The following is a 16,713-nucleotide window of genomic DNA, read 5'->3' on the forward strand; positions in this document are numbered from 1 at the left end:
ACTTCTGCACCTAAGTCTTGAATAACATTAATCGCTGCCAAAACATCATCACAATAATTTGGGTCTAAAATGACAGACTTCCCTTTAGCAAGAAGAGCCATAGCTAAGGCTCGTTGTAAATAACTTTTAGAAGTTGGCGCCTTAATAGCCCCTTTAACTTCTGAACGCGAAACTGTCTTATTCACTAAGCTTTAATCCTCACTAAAATATCCGCCAATTGTTCTGCTGACAGTTGACCGTCTGCTGTTTTACTTTCTTTATCAAAAGCAACAAAAGTAAATGGTGCACCGAGCAAAACAGAAGCTATTCTGGTAATTCTACCCAACTCGCCCATCCCAATAACAATCAAATTCAACTCGCTATCATATAAAGACATCAATCTTGCAGAATCTTTACGATCAGTTACCATGCAAGCTATTTTAATAATATCTGGGTTATACTCACTTGCCCAAGTCATTAACTGTTCTAGTTCTCGAATCAAAGGTGTTTTGACGTAGTCATGGTAAGAAATAATTATCTTTGTTGCTTTGGCTCTTGCATAATTGATAAGCTCAGCCTTATACGACTCGCTATTCTCTATCTCGATATCAATGTAATTAGCACCTGCATCTATCGCTTGTTTAAGTGCGTTTATCCTAACCTCATCTTCAACACCTGCGACTGGTTGATATGTAGCGACTGTCATTGCTTTGACAGCAAACAAATCTTTCATTCTGCCAGCAAATTTTATTTTATCTAATCTATACTCAACTATCTCAAATCCTTTTATCGCTTCGATAGATTTGTCTACTGACTCAAAGGCTATGCTTAAACAATTCATTGATATCCTCCTTAAAATCGTTAATCGCTATCTTTTTAATTAAGGGCTCTCCAATATCCTTTAAATATATAAAAGAAATGTCATCCCCATCTTTTTTCTTATCTTTTAACAAAGCTGAAAGTATTTTTAACTCATCAATTTTCAGCTCAGGATAACCATAACTATGAATTAAATCAAAAATCTTTTTAGCAACACTTTCTTTTAAATAGCCTTTGTTCACTGACAAACGAATAGCATATTTCATACCAACAGCAACAGCTTGTCCATGGGGTATTCCGTAAACTTTTTCTATCGCATGTCCAATTGTATGGCCGAAATTAAGAAGTTTTCTGTTGCCTTGTTCATGTTCATCCTCATTTACAATTCTTGCTTTTAATTTCACTGATTTATAAACTAGCTTCTCGATTAATTTATTGTCTAAACAAAGAATATCTTCTTTTTCTTGCTCCAAAATGGAAAACATTTCCACATCAGCGATTAACGCGTGTTTAATAATCTCTGCTAACCCACATAAAATATCATCATCACTTAATGTATCTAAAAGTAATGCATCACAAATAACAAACTCAGGTTGATTAAATACCCCAAGTATATTTTTGTAACCTTCGAAATTCACACCATTCTTGCCACCTACGCTGGCATCTACCTGTGAAAGCAATGTTGTCGAAACAAAACCAAACCGCAATCCTCTCATATAAATAGAAGCGATGAATCCGGTTACATCACAAACAATTCCACCACCAATTCCTACAATAAACCAACTTCTGTCTACACCAAGTTCAAGCATTTTAGAAACTACTGCTTGTACAGACTCTAAAGTTTTAAATGATTCTCCTTGTTGTAACCGAACAACTGGAAAGGCTGGGAATAAATGACAGTATAAATTATTAACTATATCGTCCGTAATGATTAAAACATTATTTTCAGGAATATATTGGGCTAAATTGGACAGGTTTTCTCCTATAAGTATTTTAGAAGAGCCCTGTAGTCCTTTTACAGATAACTTTTTCATTTAACTAGACTAGATTGCTCTCATACAATCACGAATTTTATAAGCTGCTTTCACAATAACCTCAAACTCTTCAGGAATAAGTGCTTGGTCCTTATCGCATAAAGCTTCGCAAGGATTGTTATGTACTTCTATAATCAAACCATCTGCACCAGCTGCAATAGCGGCGTAAGCCATAGGAGCTATCAAACTCTTTCTGCCAGTACCATGAGAGGGATCTACAAGTATAGGTAAATGCGTGTTTTCTTTAACCGCAGGAATAATACTTAGATCTAAGGTGTTTCTAGTGTAAGTTTCGAATGTTCTAATCCCACGTTCACAGAGAATAACGTTTGGGTTGCCTTCTGCCAAAATATATTCAGCACAGTTTAACCATTCAGCTAGTGTTGAGTACATCCCCCGTTTGAGAAGAACTGGCTTGTTTGCTTTTCCTACTTCTTTTAGTAATGAGAAATTTTGCATATTTCTAGCACCAATTTGTAGAACATCTGCATACTCACAAACCCAAGAGACATCTCTAGGATCAATTACTTCAGTAACAATAGGAAGACCAGACGCTTGCTTTGCCTTTTCTAAATACTTTAAACCTTTTAGTCCAAGCCCTTGGAAATCATAAGGAGAAGTCCTTGGCTTAAAAGCTCCACCACGAAGCATGTTTGCGCCAACTGCTTTTACTTTCATTGCCGTATCTACTATCTGCTCTTCTGACTCAACGCTACACGGTCCAGCGATAAGAATTAGGTCTTTACCAATCTCTAAATCGCCAACCTTCACAATGGTTCTGGTTTTATTACTATCTAGTCCGCCAAGTTTAAGTTTATTCACTTTAAATACCCCTCATTACAATATATTGTCAGAATTATAGCATAAATGAATTGATGGGTTAATTAAGAAAAAATCTAGGAAATTTAAATACAGTTAATTATCTGTAGAAAAAGACTCAAAGCCTTTATCAAAAAGTTTCTTTGCGTCCTCCATCAAAACCACTTTACCGTTTATATTTCCCTTACTCTTACTCCCAAGCAATACAACTAATAAACGCTTTCCGTCCCTGATTGCAGTTGCGGCTAAATTATAGCCAGACACTGACAAAAAACCTGTTTTCAGTCCGTCAACACCGTCATAACGACCAATAAGGGTATTGGTATTCTTCATTGTTGTTGTTTTATATTTGTACTTCTTACCTTCTACAAAATTTTCTGTTAATGGGTAGGTGAAAGATGGCAAAGAATGTACTTCTTCTAATAATTCTTTATTTTTGTTTAGATATAACTCACAAAAACTAGCAAACTGTCTGGCTGTTATTCTGTTATATTTACTTAAACCAGAGGGCTCTTCTAAATGAATCTGATTAAACCCGTGTTTAGCTAAAAAATCATTAACGATTCTTGCATAATTGTCTTTACCACCAAACAATTTATTTACAAAAAGATAAGCAGCATCATTGGCAGAGACAACCGACAAGCCTTGGATCAATTGCCTATAAGTAACTCGCTGCCCTTTCTCTAAAAACATAACAGAGGCATCGGCGGGGATATTTCCAAGCCATTCTTCCTCGTCAATATCGAGATAATCATCTAAATTAATCTCGCCATTTTCTACCTTCTGCATAATCATGTGTAATAAAAAAACCTTAGACAAAGAAGCTGCTGTCCAGTATATATCTGCATTTTTCTCATACAAAACAGCACCAGAATCACAATCGATCATAATAGCAATATCTGTATTTATATTTGCATCAATAGTAGTGAAAATATTTTCTATAATAGAAAATTCTTCTGTAAATTGTTCTGAGACAACTAAGTCTACATTTAGGCTAAGATTAAGGTCTGTGGTTAAAGGAAAATCCATTAATAGCTTTCCATTAATAGAAATCAACTCTACGGCACTTGAAATCTGTTCTTCCATAACAGGAGAAACTGCAGTGTCTACAGTTGAAACAATTTGGTTATTAGTAAGTGTAGTTAACTCCTTGTTTTCTTCAACAACATCTGTTGTTATAGAAAAAACAAAGCAAAGAGCTAAAGCAAAAAAAACTTTTCTCAATTAAGCTTACTTTCTACAATTTCTTTTACTAACTGGCTATCAACAGGAAGTCCTTTTTTCATAACTCCACCCATTACTTTACCCATTTCTTGTTTGCTAGTTGCACCCATTTCAGCAATTACTTCAGCAACTATTTTTATAGTTTCATCTTTTGATAGTTTCTTTGGCAAATACCTCGCCACAACTTCTATCTCAACTTTAAGCTCATCTGCAGCTTCTATTCTGTTATTGTCTTCTGATAACTTTAAGGCATCTTTAAGATTCTTTTCATAGGTATTAAGTATTTTGATAATCTCTTCATCAGAAATTTCACCCCTAGCATTAACTGTCATTATTTTGGATTTCATCATCCTAAGAACCTCAAGTGTCTTAGCATCTTTTGCTTTCATTGCTGTTTTCATATCATCAGAAATTTTTATATATAACATGTAATCCCCCTTCGGCTTTTTACACTCACACTAACTCCCTCTCAAGAGGTGGGACAATGCAAATTTTTTTGTTTATTTTAAACAGGTATTATTTTACGTTTAAGTGCTTGTTTAGTAAATGGTCTGAGAGAAATCACCATTCCGTCAGGCTAACACTTCGACTCCGCTCAGTGACCGCGCCTACCACCTTCCACCTCACCAGTGGAATAATCTTTGGGTTTTCAAAGGCAAAAATGATGCCACTGCCTCTTGAAAAGTAGAGGTTTAGAAAGTTAAATATTCTTTATGAAAATTAAAAAGGAAGGATTAATTGAGGCTTGTTAACAAACAACTGTCCTTAAAAATGGAAATGTCTTCATCAATGTCAGGCTTCCTAAAAATAAATAAATGTTCATGCATTATCAAATAAAAATCATAATTTGAAACCATAGAGCTCCATCTTGGAGTTGCCTTACAATTATGCTGAGTTTTAATTATGTCTTCTTTTAAAATAAATCCTTCGCTTAAAAATAAATCCATGACTCTGTAAGCCAAAGGAACATAATGTTTTCTTCTTCTTGTATCACCTATAAGAATTGCACAATATTTATTTGGCTTTAAAACTCTATACATTTCCTTAACTGCGACTTTAAATTCATTTAAAAATTTATTTAAACTACTTATATTTGAAAGGTCTTCTGCAATTTTTCCTTCTGAATACTTAATGATATTTAAATATGGAGGATGAGTTAAAATAAAATCGAAATAATCATCACTAAATTTACTTAAATCTCTAACATCACCTTCAATTACATCTTGGTTAGACTTATTATCTACATCAAACTCAAGATTCTGTTTAGCTTGATTTACAGCATCAATATTTATATCAATACCTATTGCGTTTCTATTAAGTAATTTTGCTTCTATTATTGTTGTCCCTGCTCCCATCATAGGGTCTAAAATAATATCATTTTCTTTTGTATATTTTAAAATTAAGTTTTTAGGTATTTGTGGAGCCCAATTTCCACGATATTTAGGGTTATGTGTTGCCCAGTTTCCTCTTTCAGGGAAAGACCAGGCTGTAGTGATTTCAGGAAGAAAATTATCTTCTGACATGCTATTCTCGTTCTAGTATCTTATATTTACCACTTTTAACTAATCGAATACTATTGTAATCATCCTCATCATCAAACGTAAACTGCCATATACAATAACTATCAGAATGTTTTTCAAAAAACATAGTAAAAACATCTTTATCTGTGTATGATTTCCATTGTCTATAAGGATAAAAAAGTTGTCGAATAATTGTATTTGTAGAATTTCCATTTTTAGCTTCAATTAACACTAGCTTATCTTTACCTTCATACCCAGCATCAACTTCTGTTTGAACACTTTCAGTACTAATTTTATGCTGACCAATTTTAAAAGAAAAAGGGGGCGTATATTTTCTGCCTCTAATAGTCAAAATCAAACTATTATCATTCATAAACGTTCTAATTAAACTTACTGCGTAAGCATAATCTAAATGTTGCATTTCAGAATCTCCAACACTAGTGGTATCTAATTTAAAATCTAGTTTAGATACATATATAATTTCTTCCGTTTTTATTTCAGGGATATTTACATAGCCTTCACCTTTAACGATTAAATATTCCCCATTTTTTCTTGGTAAAAGGAATAATCCTCTATCTTTGAATACCTGAGGTCTACTTTCTCTTGTGTCTTGTTTACATAAGACTCTAACTTCTTTCTCTCCAGTTTCTTTAAAATCCTGACAAATATTTTTTATATCCCTTGCATTAATAGTAAATGGACAAGCATCAAAATTATGTTTATCCATTTTTGAATCTTTAAATATTTTTTCCCATGATTTGTCGTGCATCTAAATACCTTCTTTTTTAATTATTAATAATTCTTAATAACTAACTCTTTTATAATGCCTCTTTTTGAAGTATTTGAGTTAATCATTCTTTTTGCATCTACTCTAACTATATTATACCCATTGTAAAGATCTTCAAAAAAATTATCATTTGGATTTACATTTTTAGGATCTGAATTACTTAGCATTACTTTAGCGCCCTGTTTATCAAGAATTCTGAAAGTATGTGACAATCGCAACTGTTCTTTATCATTAAATCCCGTTGTAGCATAAGAATTAAAACTTGAAGTTTGATTTAATGGTCTATATGGTGGATCAAAATACACAAAGGAATCTGGCTTAATATTAGTTTTAACAATTTCAAAATCATCATTGGTTAATTTAGTTTTTTCTAAAAGTTTACTAACTGCCATCAAGTTAACCTCATCAAAAATTTCTGGATTTTTATATCTTCCAAACGGAACATTAAACTCACCTAATGAATTAACTCTATACAAACCATTAAAACATGTTTTATTTAAAAAAATTGTTAAAGCAGTTCTTTTGCTCCACTTGTATTTACCATATTTTTTATAATTAAATTCTTTTTTTGTTTGGTTATATATATTTCTTATTTCATAGAAGAAAGCTTCTTTTTCCGTTTCATTTAGTTTTATGTATTTTTGTTTAAGCAAAATTAGTTCTTTTATAACAGATTCAACATTCTTCTTAATAGAGTCAAAACAAACAAAAATTTCTGGATTGAATTCATTAATATGAAATTCTTCTATTTTGCAGTTTTGAGCAACCCAAAAGAAAACAGCTCCACCACCTAAAAAAGGCTCATAGTAATGTTTAATAATTCCTTTTCCGTTGAGCTCTTCAGGAAATAACTCTTTAAACTTTTCAATAAGTTGTGTTTTTCCTCCAGCCCATTTCAAGAAAGGTTTAACTTGACTCTTTTTATTCATTAATATTTACCTTTATCTCTATGTGCTTCTATTCCATATCATAAGCAAACATTTACAAGAAGTAAACTCGGAATAACGTTAATGAACAATTATACAAATGCTTTTTTGTATTTATAGGCACTGTGCGAGAAGAGCTGTAGATAATGTTAGCGAATGGAGCGTAGAAAAATCAGGACGATTTTTCAGGACAACTGAGCCAGGACAGGCGAATTTGTCCGTTAGTGTAATAAGCGTTACATTATCTAAGCGCTGAAGCTTCAAGTGCTAGCGGGATTATTAAGGGCGGCAATGAGCCCTTAATTTACTAATTCATTCCTTCACTACCCACAAGCAAGCTCGGCTTCTTATACATCTCATCAAAAACAGATTGATAATCATGACTATCCTGTTTTTCAAGAACTTCTTCAGCTATCTTCCTTGCCTCATGAATCATTTTTTCATCCTTAATAAGATTAGCAACTAGCATTGTTGGCAATCCGCTTTGTTTAGCCCCAAAGTAATCACCTGGTCCTCGTAGCTCCAAATCAACTTCCGCCAACTCAAATCCGTTAGTTGTAGCAACAAGTGCACCTATCCTTTTCTGTGAAACTTCTGTTTTCGATGTACTAATTAAATAACAAAAAGATGGTTTGTTGCTTCTTCCAATACGCCCTCTTAATTGGTGGAGCTGAGACAATCCAAACCGTTCCGCATGTTCAATAACCATTATAGTCGCATCAGGCACATCCACTCCAACCTCAATAACGGTTGTAGCTACAAGAATATCTATCTTTTTATCTCTAAAGTTTTTCATTACTTTATCTTTTTCTTCTTGCTTCATCTTCCCATGTAAAAGCCCAACATTTCTATCAGGAAAATAATTAACTTTAATAAATTCTGAACCTTCTGTCGCTGCTTTCAAATCAATTTTTTCTGACTCTTCCACCAACGGAAAAACCCAATAAGCTTGATTCCCTTTCTCTAGCTCTTCCTCTATCTTAAGAAGCAACGGTTTACTAATTTTTCTTAACCAGCTGGTATTAATAGGCGTCCGCCCAGGTGGCATCTCATCAAGAATAGACTTATCTAAATCACCATACAAAGTAAGCGTCAAAGTACGAGGAATCGGCGTTGCGGTAATGACTAATAAGTCAGCTTCTCCTCGTTTAGCCTTTTTACAAAGCGCAGAACGTTGCAAAACCCCAAATCTATGCTGTTCATCAATTATAGCTAGTCCTAAATTTGCAAACTCTACTTTATCTTGAATCAAAGCGTGAGTACCAACCACTACTTGTGCAGAACCATTGGCTACTAGGTATTGTCTTCTATCCTTACTCTTGGCAGTAATACTACCGACTAATAGCTCAACTCTTATCCCTAAGGGTAGCAGATAACGAATCATTTTCTGATAATGCTGATAAGCAAGTATCTCGGTTGGAGCCATAATTGCCACTTGATAATTATTTTCTACTGCTAAAAGAATAGCCGACATAGCTATCTCTGTTTTTCCAGAGCCAACATCCCCTTGCACCATTCTGTTCATTGGACGCAACGAATTCATATCCTTGTGAACTTCTGCAATTACTCGCTCCTGCGCTACTGTAAGCTTATATGGAAGCGAATCAAAATACTGACGACTAAGTGTGTTTTTTAATTCAAAAAGAATGCCTTCTTCTTTATCCCGATCCTTCTTTCTATTTAACATAAGCGCTAACTGTAAATAAAAGAAATCCTCAAAGACCAAACGCCTCTTGGCTGAAAGATAACTATCTTTGTCTCTCGGATAATGATAGAACCAAATAGCATGGCTTAGACTAATTAATGAGTGTTTCTCCCTTAACTCTTTTGGTAAAGGATCAATCAGTGTTCTAATCTCATACTTCAGTGACCGCTCAACAATCATCCTAACTTGTTTCTGATAAACGCCTTTTGTTAAAGGATAAATGGGGATAATTTTATCAACATTATCTTCTGTGGCAATTTCATGGTCACTCACTTTCATGGTTTTCTTTCTCGATAATGGGTCTATCTCGATTTTCCCAGAAAGTAAAATTTTCATGCCAGACTTAAATACCTTCATTAAAAATGGTTGATTAAACCAAGTTGCTTGCATTTCACCAGTGCTATCATCCAAAAGCACATTTAGGATGTGATACTTACCTTTTTTATATTCAAAAATGCGAGAAATTTTTCCTATCGCAAAGGTATCTTCGCCTGGAACTAAATGGTATATCTTCTTTATATTTCTTCTATCTTGATAAGATGAGGGAAAAAAAGACAAACAATCCTTAGTGGTAAGTAGTCCTAATTTTTCTATCTTTTTTGCTAAAGCAGGACCAACACCTTTAACATACTGAATATCCATCCAATTGTTTAAGCTTCTTCTACTTGCTCTAGCCCTAACACATCACTCAGAATATGAGTAAGCTCATCAGCAAGCACTTTTGGAACCTTAATTGTCAGAAACTCTTCAGCCTCGGCAGCTTTGTCTTGTGCTATCCAATCAGTATTCTTCAAAATATACTTCAAGGCACTTCTGTTAACTTTTCTGGCAACATTTTTAGCTTCATTTTCAATAGTTTTCTTCATGTTCTTAACTATTTCTTTTTCCTGTGATTTGTCACGTATCCCCTGAGTAGCCTTTTCTTCTACTTTTTTATCAATCTCTACTTTTTTCTCTTCTTTGTTCTTTTTTTCTATAACTTTTTCGGAAACTGCCTGCCCTGCCTGTGCGGTTTGTGCTGGTGAAGGTGGCTGCTGAGCAACTTGTTGCTGTGCTTGTGTTTGGGTTTGTTGAATAATATTAGGCATCTGCTGATTAGGCATAAGCGGCTGAGTCTGATCTACTGGTTTAGCATGAACTGGACTTTGCTGAATTACTCCTGGCTTTGGAGCCATACTTGGCATCTGCGGAGCGTTTGAAATTGGATTTACCAAATTATCTCACCTATTCTTTCTTCTTTGAAAGATGATGTTTCCACACCATCTTTCAATCATTAATTATATTATAGACCTATTGCTATTCCAGCTCTGAAATAAAAACCTGAACGATCCAAGTTTCCTAAATTTATTCCAGCACCAGTAGCTTGGTCATTAATAATTTTTGCACCATCTACTACTTTAACAAGTAGACCCATTTGACCAAAAAGAGAAATTAATGGTGATACAGGTTTCTGGTAATAACCAAACACCCCAGCATACATACCACTAATAAAAATAAAATCCTTCTGTGAAGTTGGCTCTTTCCCATTCATGAAATCCATAAGAAACGTAGCTCCAAAGTTAACATCCATCAAGGAAAGAGGAAGCTTTGCCTGCATTTCTAACGCAGTAGAACTAACTTCGGTTGTCCCCGAAAAAGTAAAACCATCAAAATCAGCAGTACCAGAAATATCTGCATCACCTAACATATGAACATATAAAGTAGTGTCTACAAGTGGAATAAGTGGAAAACTAACACCTAAACCTAAGCCTGACTGCTTTGCAAAAGCAGAATATGTACCTTCAACTCTTAATAAAGAAAAGGACATTGTGGTCATTAACAAAACTGTAACTAATAAAACAACTGATCTTAATCTTTTCATTTTTTCCTCCTTATTTTTTACGGATAACCGTATAAACTTATTATAACAGTAAAAAAATAAGAATTTCTAGTCTTCAATCAATCTATATTTAGACAATACGTTAGGAATTGCTTTTGCAGGTTCTTTTTCATAACATGAGTCATAATGCTCAAACGGTATTTTTGCCCCTGCTTTAATCGCAACACCTGCACCTATTAATTTAATTGGTGAATCTTCTGGTAAACGCTTTAACCAAGAATGTGACCACTCTATTTTTTCACCAAGAGAATCTACAAGAACTAACGAGTTCATTGCAGTATATAACGAACCACCTATTGTTAAATTATTATGAAGAAGAACATCATATTGTTTCACGCAATCCCATAAATATTCAGAAACACCCCAACCAAAAATAACCATATCAAACTTTGTTTTCAATTTATCCAACTGTTTTTCCAAATCCAAAATCAAAAGATTGGCGCGTACCTTTCTGAAAGCTAAAACATCCTCCTTGCTCAACTTTAAATTATGCTGCGATGCCCACCATTTATAACCAGTTTCACTAAAAAATTCACCACGTTTTTTGTTAATTGCAGTTACTTCTAAATTGTCTCCGAACCTTTGTTGTGCCTCGATTGCTTCTCTTCCTCTTCCAACACCAACAAAAAGCACCTTTGTTTTACCTTTATCTGTTCTGGACTGTAACTCCCTGGAAAGCTCACCTTTATAACAAATTGAATCTAAGTTATCAAACCCACGTGTTATAAACTCTGAAACACTATAATCCGTCATCCATGATGGCAACATTGGTGAAGGGACACTAATTGAGTCAAATAAGTTGACGATTCTTGCTTTTAAACTAATCCGATTAACAATAGCTATTACTTTAAATTTCATATAAATTTATCGTAAATAAACAGCGAATATTGCAACGAATAGTAGCTTATTGCAATATTTACTGCTCTCTGCTATCATACAACTTGCTTTTAAAATAACTAATTAAGATATTTCATATAAGAGAGGTACAAATGGCGAACAGTAAATCAGCAATTAAAAGAATAGAAATAGCACAAAGAAACAAAGAAATAAATGCTTCACAAGAATCAAAAATGAAATCAAGCATTATCAAAGCAATTACAGCTATTACAGCAAAAGATGAAAAAAGTAATGAGATCTTAAAAAATACAATTAAAGTAGTAGATACCGTTGCAACTAAAGGCGTCATTCACAAGAACAAAGCAAATAGAATCAAATCAAGATTAACAAAAAAGCTAAACAAAATAGCGGAATAATTATTTTTAGAATCAAATTTAAAAAGCCACTAAAAATTTAGTGGCTTTTTTTATACATTCACCTTTCCGTCTGAGCTAAAGCTCATCCACCACCGTCCCTTAAAAAGGGAAGGATAAATAAAGCAAATTTGCTGGTGCGGCGATTAATACATACTTATCATGTTTAATAAATTTTTCCTCATTCTTCTCCGAATATCCATCGGTTCGAGAATTTCAGCTTGAGAACCAAAAGACAATAACCAACGGTAGGTTCCTTCGATATCATTAGAGGTAAAAGTTAATAATGCTCTCCCTTTATCATCTATTGTCACATCAGAAGATTGACCGGAAACCTTTTCTGCTACAAACTCAGCTAGCTCTTTAGCAAACCGAACAACTACTTTTAAAGAAGGTTGATTAATAGACAGGGCTTCTTGCTTCTGCTCGACATCAAACCCTTTTTTTAATATTCTTAACTCTACTAGCTTATCAAGAGCGTATTTTGCTTCGTTATCTTTCTCGTCCAAGGCAATCAAAAACCATTCACCAAACATAAATGTTAACTTTAAAGGTTTTACGTTTAGTCTAACTGATTTTTTAGTTGAAGCATGATCTAAATGCACAATGCTTAACATCTTCCTATCCTCTATTGCCAAAGCAATTGTTCTAAGTCTTGAAAAATATCTTTTATCAACATTTATCTTATCAGCTAGTTTTAAATCCATCGAAAAAGTTGAAGAACTGAAATCAATTTTCTCATCTAAAACAGAAGAAATTTTTTTAAACGCACCCTCAATTATTGCAAAATAGGGAGTATCTTTGTAGTTTTCAAGAACTACTCTACCTAGTAACAATGAAACTAAATCTCCTTCTGTTAAGGAAATATCTTCTAACTTAAATTCTTGATGATAATAATAACCATTCTTACTTTTAGAATACCTTAATGGTGCCTTAAAAGATTTCTTCATAAAATCAATATCTCTTAAAATAGTTCTATCTGAAACATTAAAAAAATGCTGTAATGTCTGACAGTTTGGGAAGGTGCTGGCTCTTAATAATTTATCTATTTCTAATATTCGAAGGTAAGATTCGTTAACCATTACATTTTAAATACTACACTAAACTGGTCCTTTATGTCATCATATGAAAAACTAAAATCAACACAATTATGAAAAGGTAGTTTAAACGTATACTTCCTCTGATAATAATCTCCAGACCATTTTTTCTTCGCCTCAAATTCAAATAAAAAATATGGCAATAATGCTTTCATACCATACAAAAAATTATTTTCATCACTAATCTCATACAAATCATGTTTAAAAGGAGACGTCCCCTCATATCCTAAAACAAACTCAGAACCAACTGAAAATTCAAAAATATCGTATGGAAATATAAGACTTACGCTATCCCATGCCCTAGAGTGACTGCTGTCACTATAAAAGCTTTTTAACCCTGAAAGACTATTGTTCACATTAAATATCCCAAAAGATAACCCAGTTAACAAACTCGCATCTATCTGTCTTCTCCAATCAGAAATCAAGACACCAGTGCTATAGGTTAATTCCTTTAACTGTGCATACTCATAATTTACTTGTACAGTATTATTCGCACCCATCTTAAAAACGCTTTCTAATCTTGACCTAGGAACTTGGTCTACAAACCAATTATTAACCAATTCTTTCTGATACCATTTAAGCTTAAACTTCAAGCTACTATTATCTATTTTGTCTTTATCAAACAAATACCAAAATAAATACCCACTATTGTCTTCTTCTTTTTGAAAAAAATCGTAAGAATATTCTAGTCCGCCCTGTAAAAACTTAGGATTGTAATAGAACGAAGCATTCAGCAAATTCTTCGGCCCTAAAATAACAAAATGTTCAAAACCTAATTTAGGCCCAAACTTTTCTAAGTATCCCAAAAAAAAGGAACCACTATTCCGACTATCTATATAATAAGGAATTCGCTCTTTTATATAATTTCCTTCCACTTCGCTGCTACCAAACTCAGGAATAAATTCACTTACTTTACTATATTGATGCCCACCCATGAAATAAGCAGGAAAATAAAAAACAGGAATATTGTAAACATAAAAAATTGAATTAAAGACAACCATAAAGCCTAGTTTAGGATACATAACCATCTGCCCACTAGAAATATAAAAAACAGGTGGATCACCGTCACAAGCCGTAACCTTAACATTATCTAAATGATACTCATCCCTAACTGTCTTCAGAGTAGAGCCTTTAATTAAATATTTATCAAAATTCATCAGAACATTGTTGGCCGTAAGCATTTTTGATTTATTATTAAGTTCCAAATTCTGACCTTGGATTTCCTGACCTTTATAGATAATAGAGAATTTATCTTGAAAATGAAAAATATCTTTATCCATTGAATACTCAACTAAATCGCTATTAAACTGATAAGAATAACTCTTTATTTGAACATTTTTGGAAAGAACTAACACTTGTTCATCAGCTCTTATTCTAAAAGCATCTGAAGTCACATAAACATTATTGTCGACATCCTTTATTTGCTCACAAAAACTAAATGTTGATAAGAGTAAGATTAAAAAAAAACTTAATCTATTGCTCATCTACAGTTGTCTCTTTGGACCTAAACTTTGTGATATCTTTTTGGAACACAAGCTGACATTTACCTGTTGGGCCATTTCTATGTTTTGCAATAATAATATCAGTTAAACTATTGGGTCCAGCGTTTTGATGATCATAAAAATCTTCTCGATGAATAAACACCACCAAATCTGCTGTCTGCTCAATTTCCCCTGATTCTCTTAAATCGCTTAATTTAGGAGTTTTATCATTCCTCTGCTCAATGGACCTGCTTAGCTGAGAAAGAGCCATGACGGGCACCTTAAGCTCTCTAGCAATAGCCTTAACCTGTCTTGCTATCTCGGATATCTCTTGCGTTCTATTTTCTGAATTCTTCTTACTTCCATGCATCAATTGCAAATAGTCGATAACAATTAAATCTAATCCTCTTTCTGCCTGTATCCTTCTTGCTTTTGCCCTAACTTCTAATGCAGTCATGGATGCTGAGTCATCAATATAAATCTTTGCTTCATCTAGCTTGCCTAATGAACGCATTAGTTTTTTCCAATCATTATCCTGTAAATTACCTGTTTTAAGTTTATTGGAATCTATTTGTGCATGAGCACAGAGCATACGACTTACCAGCGATTCTTTGGACATTTCCAAACTAAAAATCCCTACGCTCTTCCCTTGTCTAACAGCAGCGTCCATAGCAAAGTTAAGCGCTAACGCTGTTTTACCCATGCTTGGTCTGGCTGCTAAAATTATCAAATCAGAATTTTGAAAACCGGAAGTAATTCTATCAAAATCGACAAACCCTGAGGAAAGCCCCAAGAGACTTATCTCGTTATTATACATAGCCTCAATCTCATCCATAACAGAACCAAGAATATTCCCAATATGAGTAAACCCTTTTTTCATTCTCTTGTCTGCTACTTTAAATATCTGTTGTTCAGCTGAATCTAAAATATCGGTAATTTCAAGTGACTCCGAAAATGCTTGTTCTACGATGTTAGAGCCAGTAGTAATCAGGTTTCTTAATATTGCTTTTTCTTCAACTATCTTTGCATAATACTCGATATTTGCCGAAGTACTGACAACATCAACTAAATCCGTAAGATAGGTCATGCCACCCACACGTTCTAAATCATTAGATATTCTTAGTTTTTCACTTAAGGTAACTAAATCAACAGGTTCAGCTTTCATTAACAAGTCGAGCATTGTTTGAAAAATGATTTGATGTGCATTTTTATAAAAATATTCAGGCACTAATATTTCTATTATTTTTTGTATTGCTTCTGAATCTATTAATATTGCACCTAAAACTGATTGTTCAGCATCTATATTCTGTGGTGGTGTTTTCTTTTCTAGTTCTGCCATCTGTTCCTCCGATAAAGTTATTATACCCCAAGTAAAGGGATTTTTTTAAGTCGCTTTAATGAAATATCTCTTTAACTGGTCTGTATGAATCTCTATTTTATCCCCTATTGGATGTGCTTTTAGTTTTTGTTTAACTGTACTTATCGCCAATTCTGCACTATTACAATCACGGCTTAAGTGAGCCAAAAACACATGCTTTGTTTTATTAGAGTCTGCTAGCTCATATAAATACTCAGCTGTTTGCGAATTAGACAAATGTCCATGGTCACCAATAATTCTTCTTTTCAAAAAATCTGGTCTACTGGAAATAGTTTGCATATCCAAATCATAATTAGCCTCTATGAAATAAACATCATTGTTACGATGAAAATTCTTCATATTGTTAGTTAAATGTCCTAAATCTGTCATAAATGACATTCGATGGCCGTAGGCTTCAAAAACAAAACCAATATGCTCACCAGTATCATCGTAGTCCAAGCCCCTCCCTTGATGAGGAAGTCTGCAGTAACAAATCTTTAAGTCTTGAATTTGATCTTCTTTCGAACCATTTAATATCTTAATACGTTGTTCAAACTTTGCTAAACCAGGATATTTTTTTATTAAAACTTGCTTAGTCGCTTCCCTAGTATACACTTCGGTTGGATGGTTTTTCATAAACATTAAAAGTCCTTGGTCATGATCCGCATGTGCATGAGTAATGTAAACTCGATGGATATCCGCTCCACTTAAATTAAAAGCATTCAGACTATTCGCTATTTTTTTATAAGAGACGCCTAAATCAACTAAAATTCTAGCTTTCTTGGTCTCAACTAGCGTGCAGTTTCCTGAACTACCACTAAAAAAGGGAATATAAG

General features: G+C 33.7%; 18 protein-coding genes. 1 reads left to right on the forward strand and 17 read right to left on the reverse strand.

Going from position 1 to position 16,713, the window contains the following annotated elements:
- The 13 genes from PHF25_02475 to PHF25_02535 form a co-directional block, all read right to left on the reverse strand.
- The coding region (locus PHF25_02475; protein MDD4526885.1) for a 3-phosphoshikimate 1-carboxyvinyltransferase at positions 1 to 185 on the reverse strand (185 nt) is incomplete at its 3' end.
- Positions 185 to 820, reverse strand: a complete 636-nt coding sequence (locus tag PHF25_02480; GenBank protein ID MDD4526886.1) for a type I 3-dehydroquinate dehydratase — start codon at positions 818 to 820, stop codon at positions 185 to 187. The genes PHF25_02475 and PHF25_02480, both read right to left, overlap by 1 nt.
- Positions 795 to 1,832, reverse strand: coding sequence for a 3-dehydroquinate synthase (aroB, locus tag PHF25_02485; GenBank protein ID MDD4526887.1), 1,038 nt, complete (start codon positions 1,830 to 1,832; stop codon positions 795 to 797). The genes PHF25_02480 and aroB overlap by 26 nt, the downstream gene beginning before the upstream one ends.
- Before the next feature lie 9 nt (positions 1,833 to 1,841).
- Positions 1,842 to 2,654 carry a 3-deoxy-7-phosphoheptulonate synthase gene (gene aroF, locus PHF25_02490; GenBank protein ID MDD4526888.1) on the reverse strand — a complete coding sequence of 271 codons (813 nt, stop codon included), beginning with the start codon at positions 2,652 to 2,654 and terminating at the stop codon, positions 1,842 to 1,844.
- Between the two features lie 93 nt (positions 2,655 to 2,747).
- The gene (locus tag PHF25_02495) at positions 2,748 to 3,875 is read right to left on the reverse strand and encodes a serine hydrolase (GenBank protein MDD4526889.1); all 1,128 of its coding nucleotides are present in this window, start codon (positions 3,873 to 3,875) and stop codon (positions 2,748 to 2,750) included.
- A complete protein-coding gene (locus PHF25_02500) occupies positions 3,872 to 4,303 on the reverse strand; it encodes a GatB/YqeY domain-containing protein (protein MDD4526890.1) in 432 nt (143 codons plus the stop codon). Before PHF25_02500 ends, PHF25_02495 begins: the two co-directional genes overlap by 4 nt.
- Before the next feature lie 306 nt (positions 4,304 to 4,609).
- On the reverse strand, positions 4,610 to 5,398 hold the full coding sequence (locus PHF25_02505) for a DNA methyltransferase (protein ID MDD4526891.1): 789 nt from the start codon (positions 5,396 to 5,398) through the stop codon (positions 4,610 to 4,612).
- Position 5,399: 1 nt separating this feature from the next.
- Positions 5,400 to 6,164, reverse strand: a complete 765-nt coding sequence (locus tag PHF25_02510; protein MDD4526892.1) for a hypothetical protein — start codon at positions 6,162 to 6,164, stop codon at positions 5,400 to 5,402.
- A gap of 23 nt (positions 6,165 to 6,187) precedes the next feature.
- A complete protein-coding gene (locus PHF25_02515) occupies positions 6,188 to 7,111 on the reverse strand; it encodes a DNA adenine methylase (protein ID MDD4526893.1) in 924 nt (307 codons plus the stop codon).
- Positions 7,112 to 7,415: 304 nt separating this feature from the next.
- Positions 7,416 to 9,455: an ATP-dependent DNA helicase RecG gene (recG, locus tag PHF25_02520; protein ID MDD4526894.1), complete on the reverse strand. Its 2,040-nt coding sequence runs from the start codon at positions 9,453 to 9,455 to the stop codon at positions 7,416 to 7,418.
- A gap of 8 nt (positions 9,456 to 9,463) precedes the next feature.
- Positions 9,464 to 10,027, reverse strand: coding sequence for a hypothetical protein (locus tag PHF25_02525; GenBank protein MDD4526895.1), 564 nt, complete (start codon positions 10,025 to 10,027; stop codon positions 9,464 to 9,466).
- A gap of 68 nt (positions 10,028 to 10,095) precedes the next feature.
- Entirely contained in the window at positions 10,096 to 10,674 is a 579-nt protein-coding gene (locus PHF25_02530) for a hypothetical protein (GenBank protein ID MDD4526896.1), read from the reverse strand.
- Positions 10,675 to 10,740: 66 nt separating this feature from the next.
- Positions 10,741 to 11,550, reverse strand: coding sequence for a hypothetical protein (locus tag PHF25_02535; protein MDD4526897.1), 810 nt, complete (start codon positions 11,548 to 11,550; stop codon positions 10,741 to 10,743).
- Between the two features lie 131 nt (positions 11,551 to 11,681).
- Here PHF25_02535 and rpsT point away from each other — a divergent pair, with 131 nt between their 5' ends.
- On the forward strand, positions 11,682 to 11,945 hold the full coding sequence (gene rpsT, locus PHF25_02540) for a 30S ribosomal protein S20 (protein MDD4526898.1): 264 nt from the start codon (positions 11,682 to 11,684) through the stop codon (positions 11,943 to 11,945).
- A gap of 143 nt (positions 11,946 to 12,088) precedes the next feature.
- Here rpsT and PHF25_02545 read toward each other — a convergent pair whose 3' ends face one another.
- Genes PHF25_02545 through PHF25_02560 form a run of 4 tightly spaced genes read right to left on the reverse strand, consistent with a single transcriptional unit; the run spans position 12,089 to position 16,708 of the window.
- A complete protein-coding gene (locus tag PHF25_02545) occupies positions 12,089 to 13,024 on the reverse strand; it encodes a WYL domain-containing protein (GenBank protein MDD4526899.1) in 936 nt (311 codons plus the stop codon).
- Positions 13,024 to 14,523: a hypothetical protein gene (locus PHF25_02550; GenBank protein MDD4526900.1), complete on the reverse strand. Its 1,500-nt coding sequence runs from the start codon at positions 14,521 to 14,523 to the stop codon at positions 13,024 to 13,026. Before PHF25_02550 ends, PHF25_02545 begins: the two co-directional genes overlap by 1 nt.
- On the reverse strand, positions 14,513 to 15,859 hold the full coding sequence (gene dnaB / locus PHF25_02555) for a replicative DNA helicase (protein MDD4526901.1): 1,347 nt from the start codon (positions 15,857 to 15,859) through the stop codon (positions 14,513 to 14,515). The genes PHF25_02550 and dnaB overlap by 11 nt, the downstream gene beginning before the upstream one ends.
- Before the next feature lie 45 nt (positions 15,860 to 15,904).
- Complete coding sequence (locus PHF25_02560) at positions 15,905 to 16,708, reverse strand: MBL fold metallo-hydrolase (GenBank protein ID MDD4526902.1); 804 nt, start codon at positions 16,706 to 16,708, stop codon at positions 15,905 to 15,907.
- Positions 16,709 to 16,713: the final 5 nt, after the last annotated feature.

Source organism: Candidatus Margulisiibacteriota bacterium (assembly GCA_028706105.1).
Taxonomy (GTDB): domain Bacteria; phylum Margulisbacteria; class Riflemargulisbacteria; order GWF2-35-9; family DYQY01; genus DYQY01.

Coding starts and splice junctions, on each gene's coding strand:
- PHF25_02480 (MDD4526886.1), bottom strand. CDS start 820: ATGAATTGTTTAAGCATAGCCTTTGAGTCAGTAGACAAATCTATCGAA.
- aroB (MDD4526887.1), bottom strand. CDS start 1,832: ATGAAAAAGTTATCTGTAAAAGGACTACAGGGCTCTTCTAAAATACTT.
- PHF25_02500 (MDD4526890.1), bottom strand. CDS start 4,303: ATGTTATATATAAAAATTTCTGATGATATGAAAACAGCAATGAAAGCA.
- PHF25_02505 (MDD4526891.1), bottom strand. CDS start 5,398: ATGTCAGAAGATAATTTTCTTCCTGAAATCACTACAGCCTGGTCTTTC.
- PHF25_02510 (MDD4526892.1), bottom strand. CDS start 6,164: ATGCACGACAAATCATGGGAAAAAATATTTAAAGATTCAAAAATGGAT.
- PHF25_02515 (MDD4526893.1), bottom strand. CDS start 7,111: ATGAATAAAAAGAGTCAAGTTAAACCTTTCTTGAAATGGGCTGGAGGA.
- recG (MDD4526894.1), bottom strand. CDS start 9,455: ATGGATATTCAGTATGTTAAAGGTGTTGGTCCTGCTTTAGCAAAAAAG.
- PHF25_02530 (MDD4526896.1), bottom strand. CDS start 10,674: ATGAAAAGATTAAGATCAGTTGTTTTATTAGTTACAGTTTTGTTAATG.
- PHF25_02535 (MDD4526897.1), bottom strand. CDS start 11,550: ATGAAATTTAAAGTAATAGCTATTGTTAATCGGATTAGTTTAAAAGCA.
- rpsT (MDD4526898.1), top strand. CDS start 11,682: ATGGCGAACAGTAAATCAGCAATTAAAAGAATAGAAATAGCACAAAGA.
- PHF25_02545 (MDD4526899.1), bottom strand. CDS start 13,024: ATGGTTAACGAATCTTACCTTCGAATATTAGAAATAGATAAATTATTA.
- PHF25_02550 (MDD4526900.1), bottom strand. CDS start 14,523: ATGAGCAATAGATTAAGTTTTTTTTTAATCTTACTCTTATCAACATTT.
- dnaB (MDD4526901.1), bottom strand. CDS start 15,859: ATGGCAGAACTAGAAAAGAAAACACCACCACAGAATATAGATGCTGAA.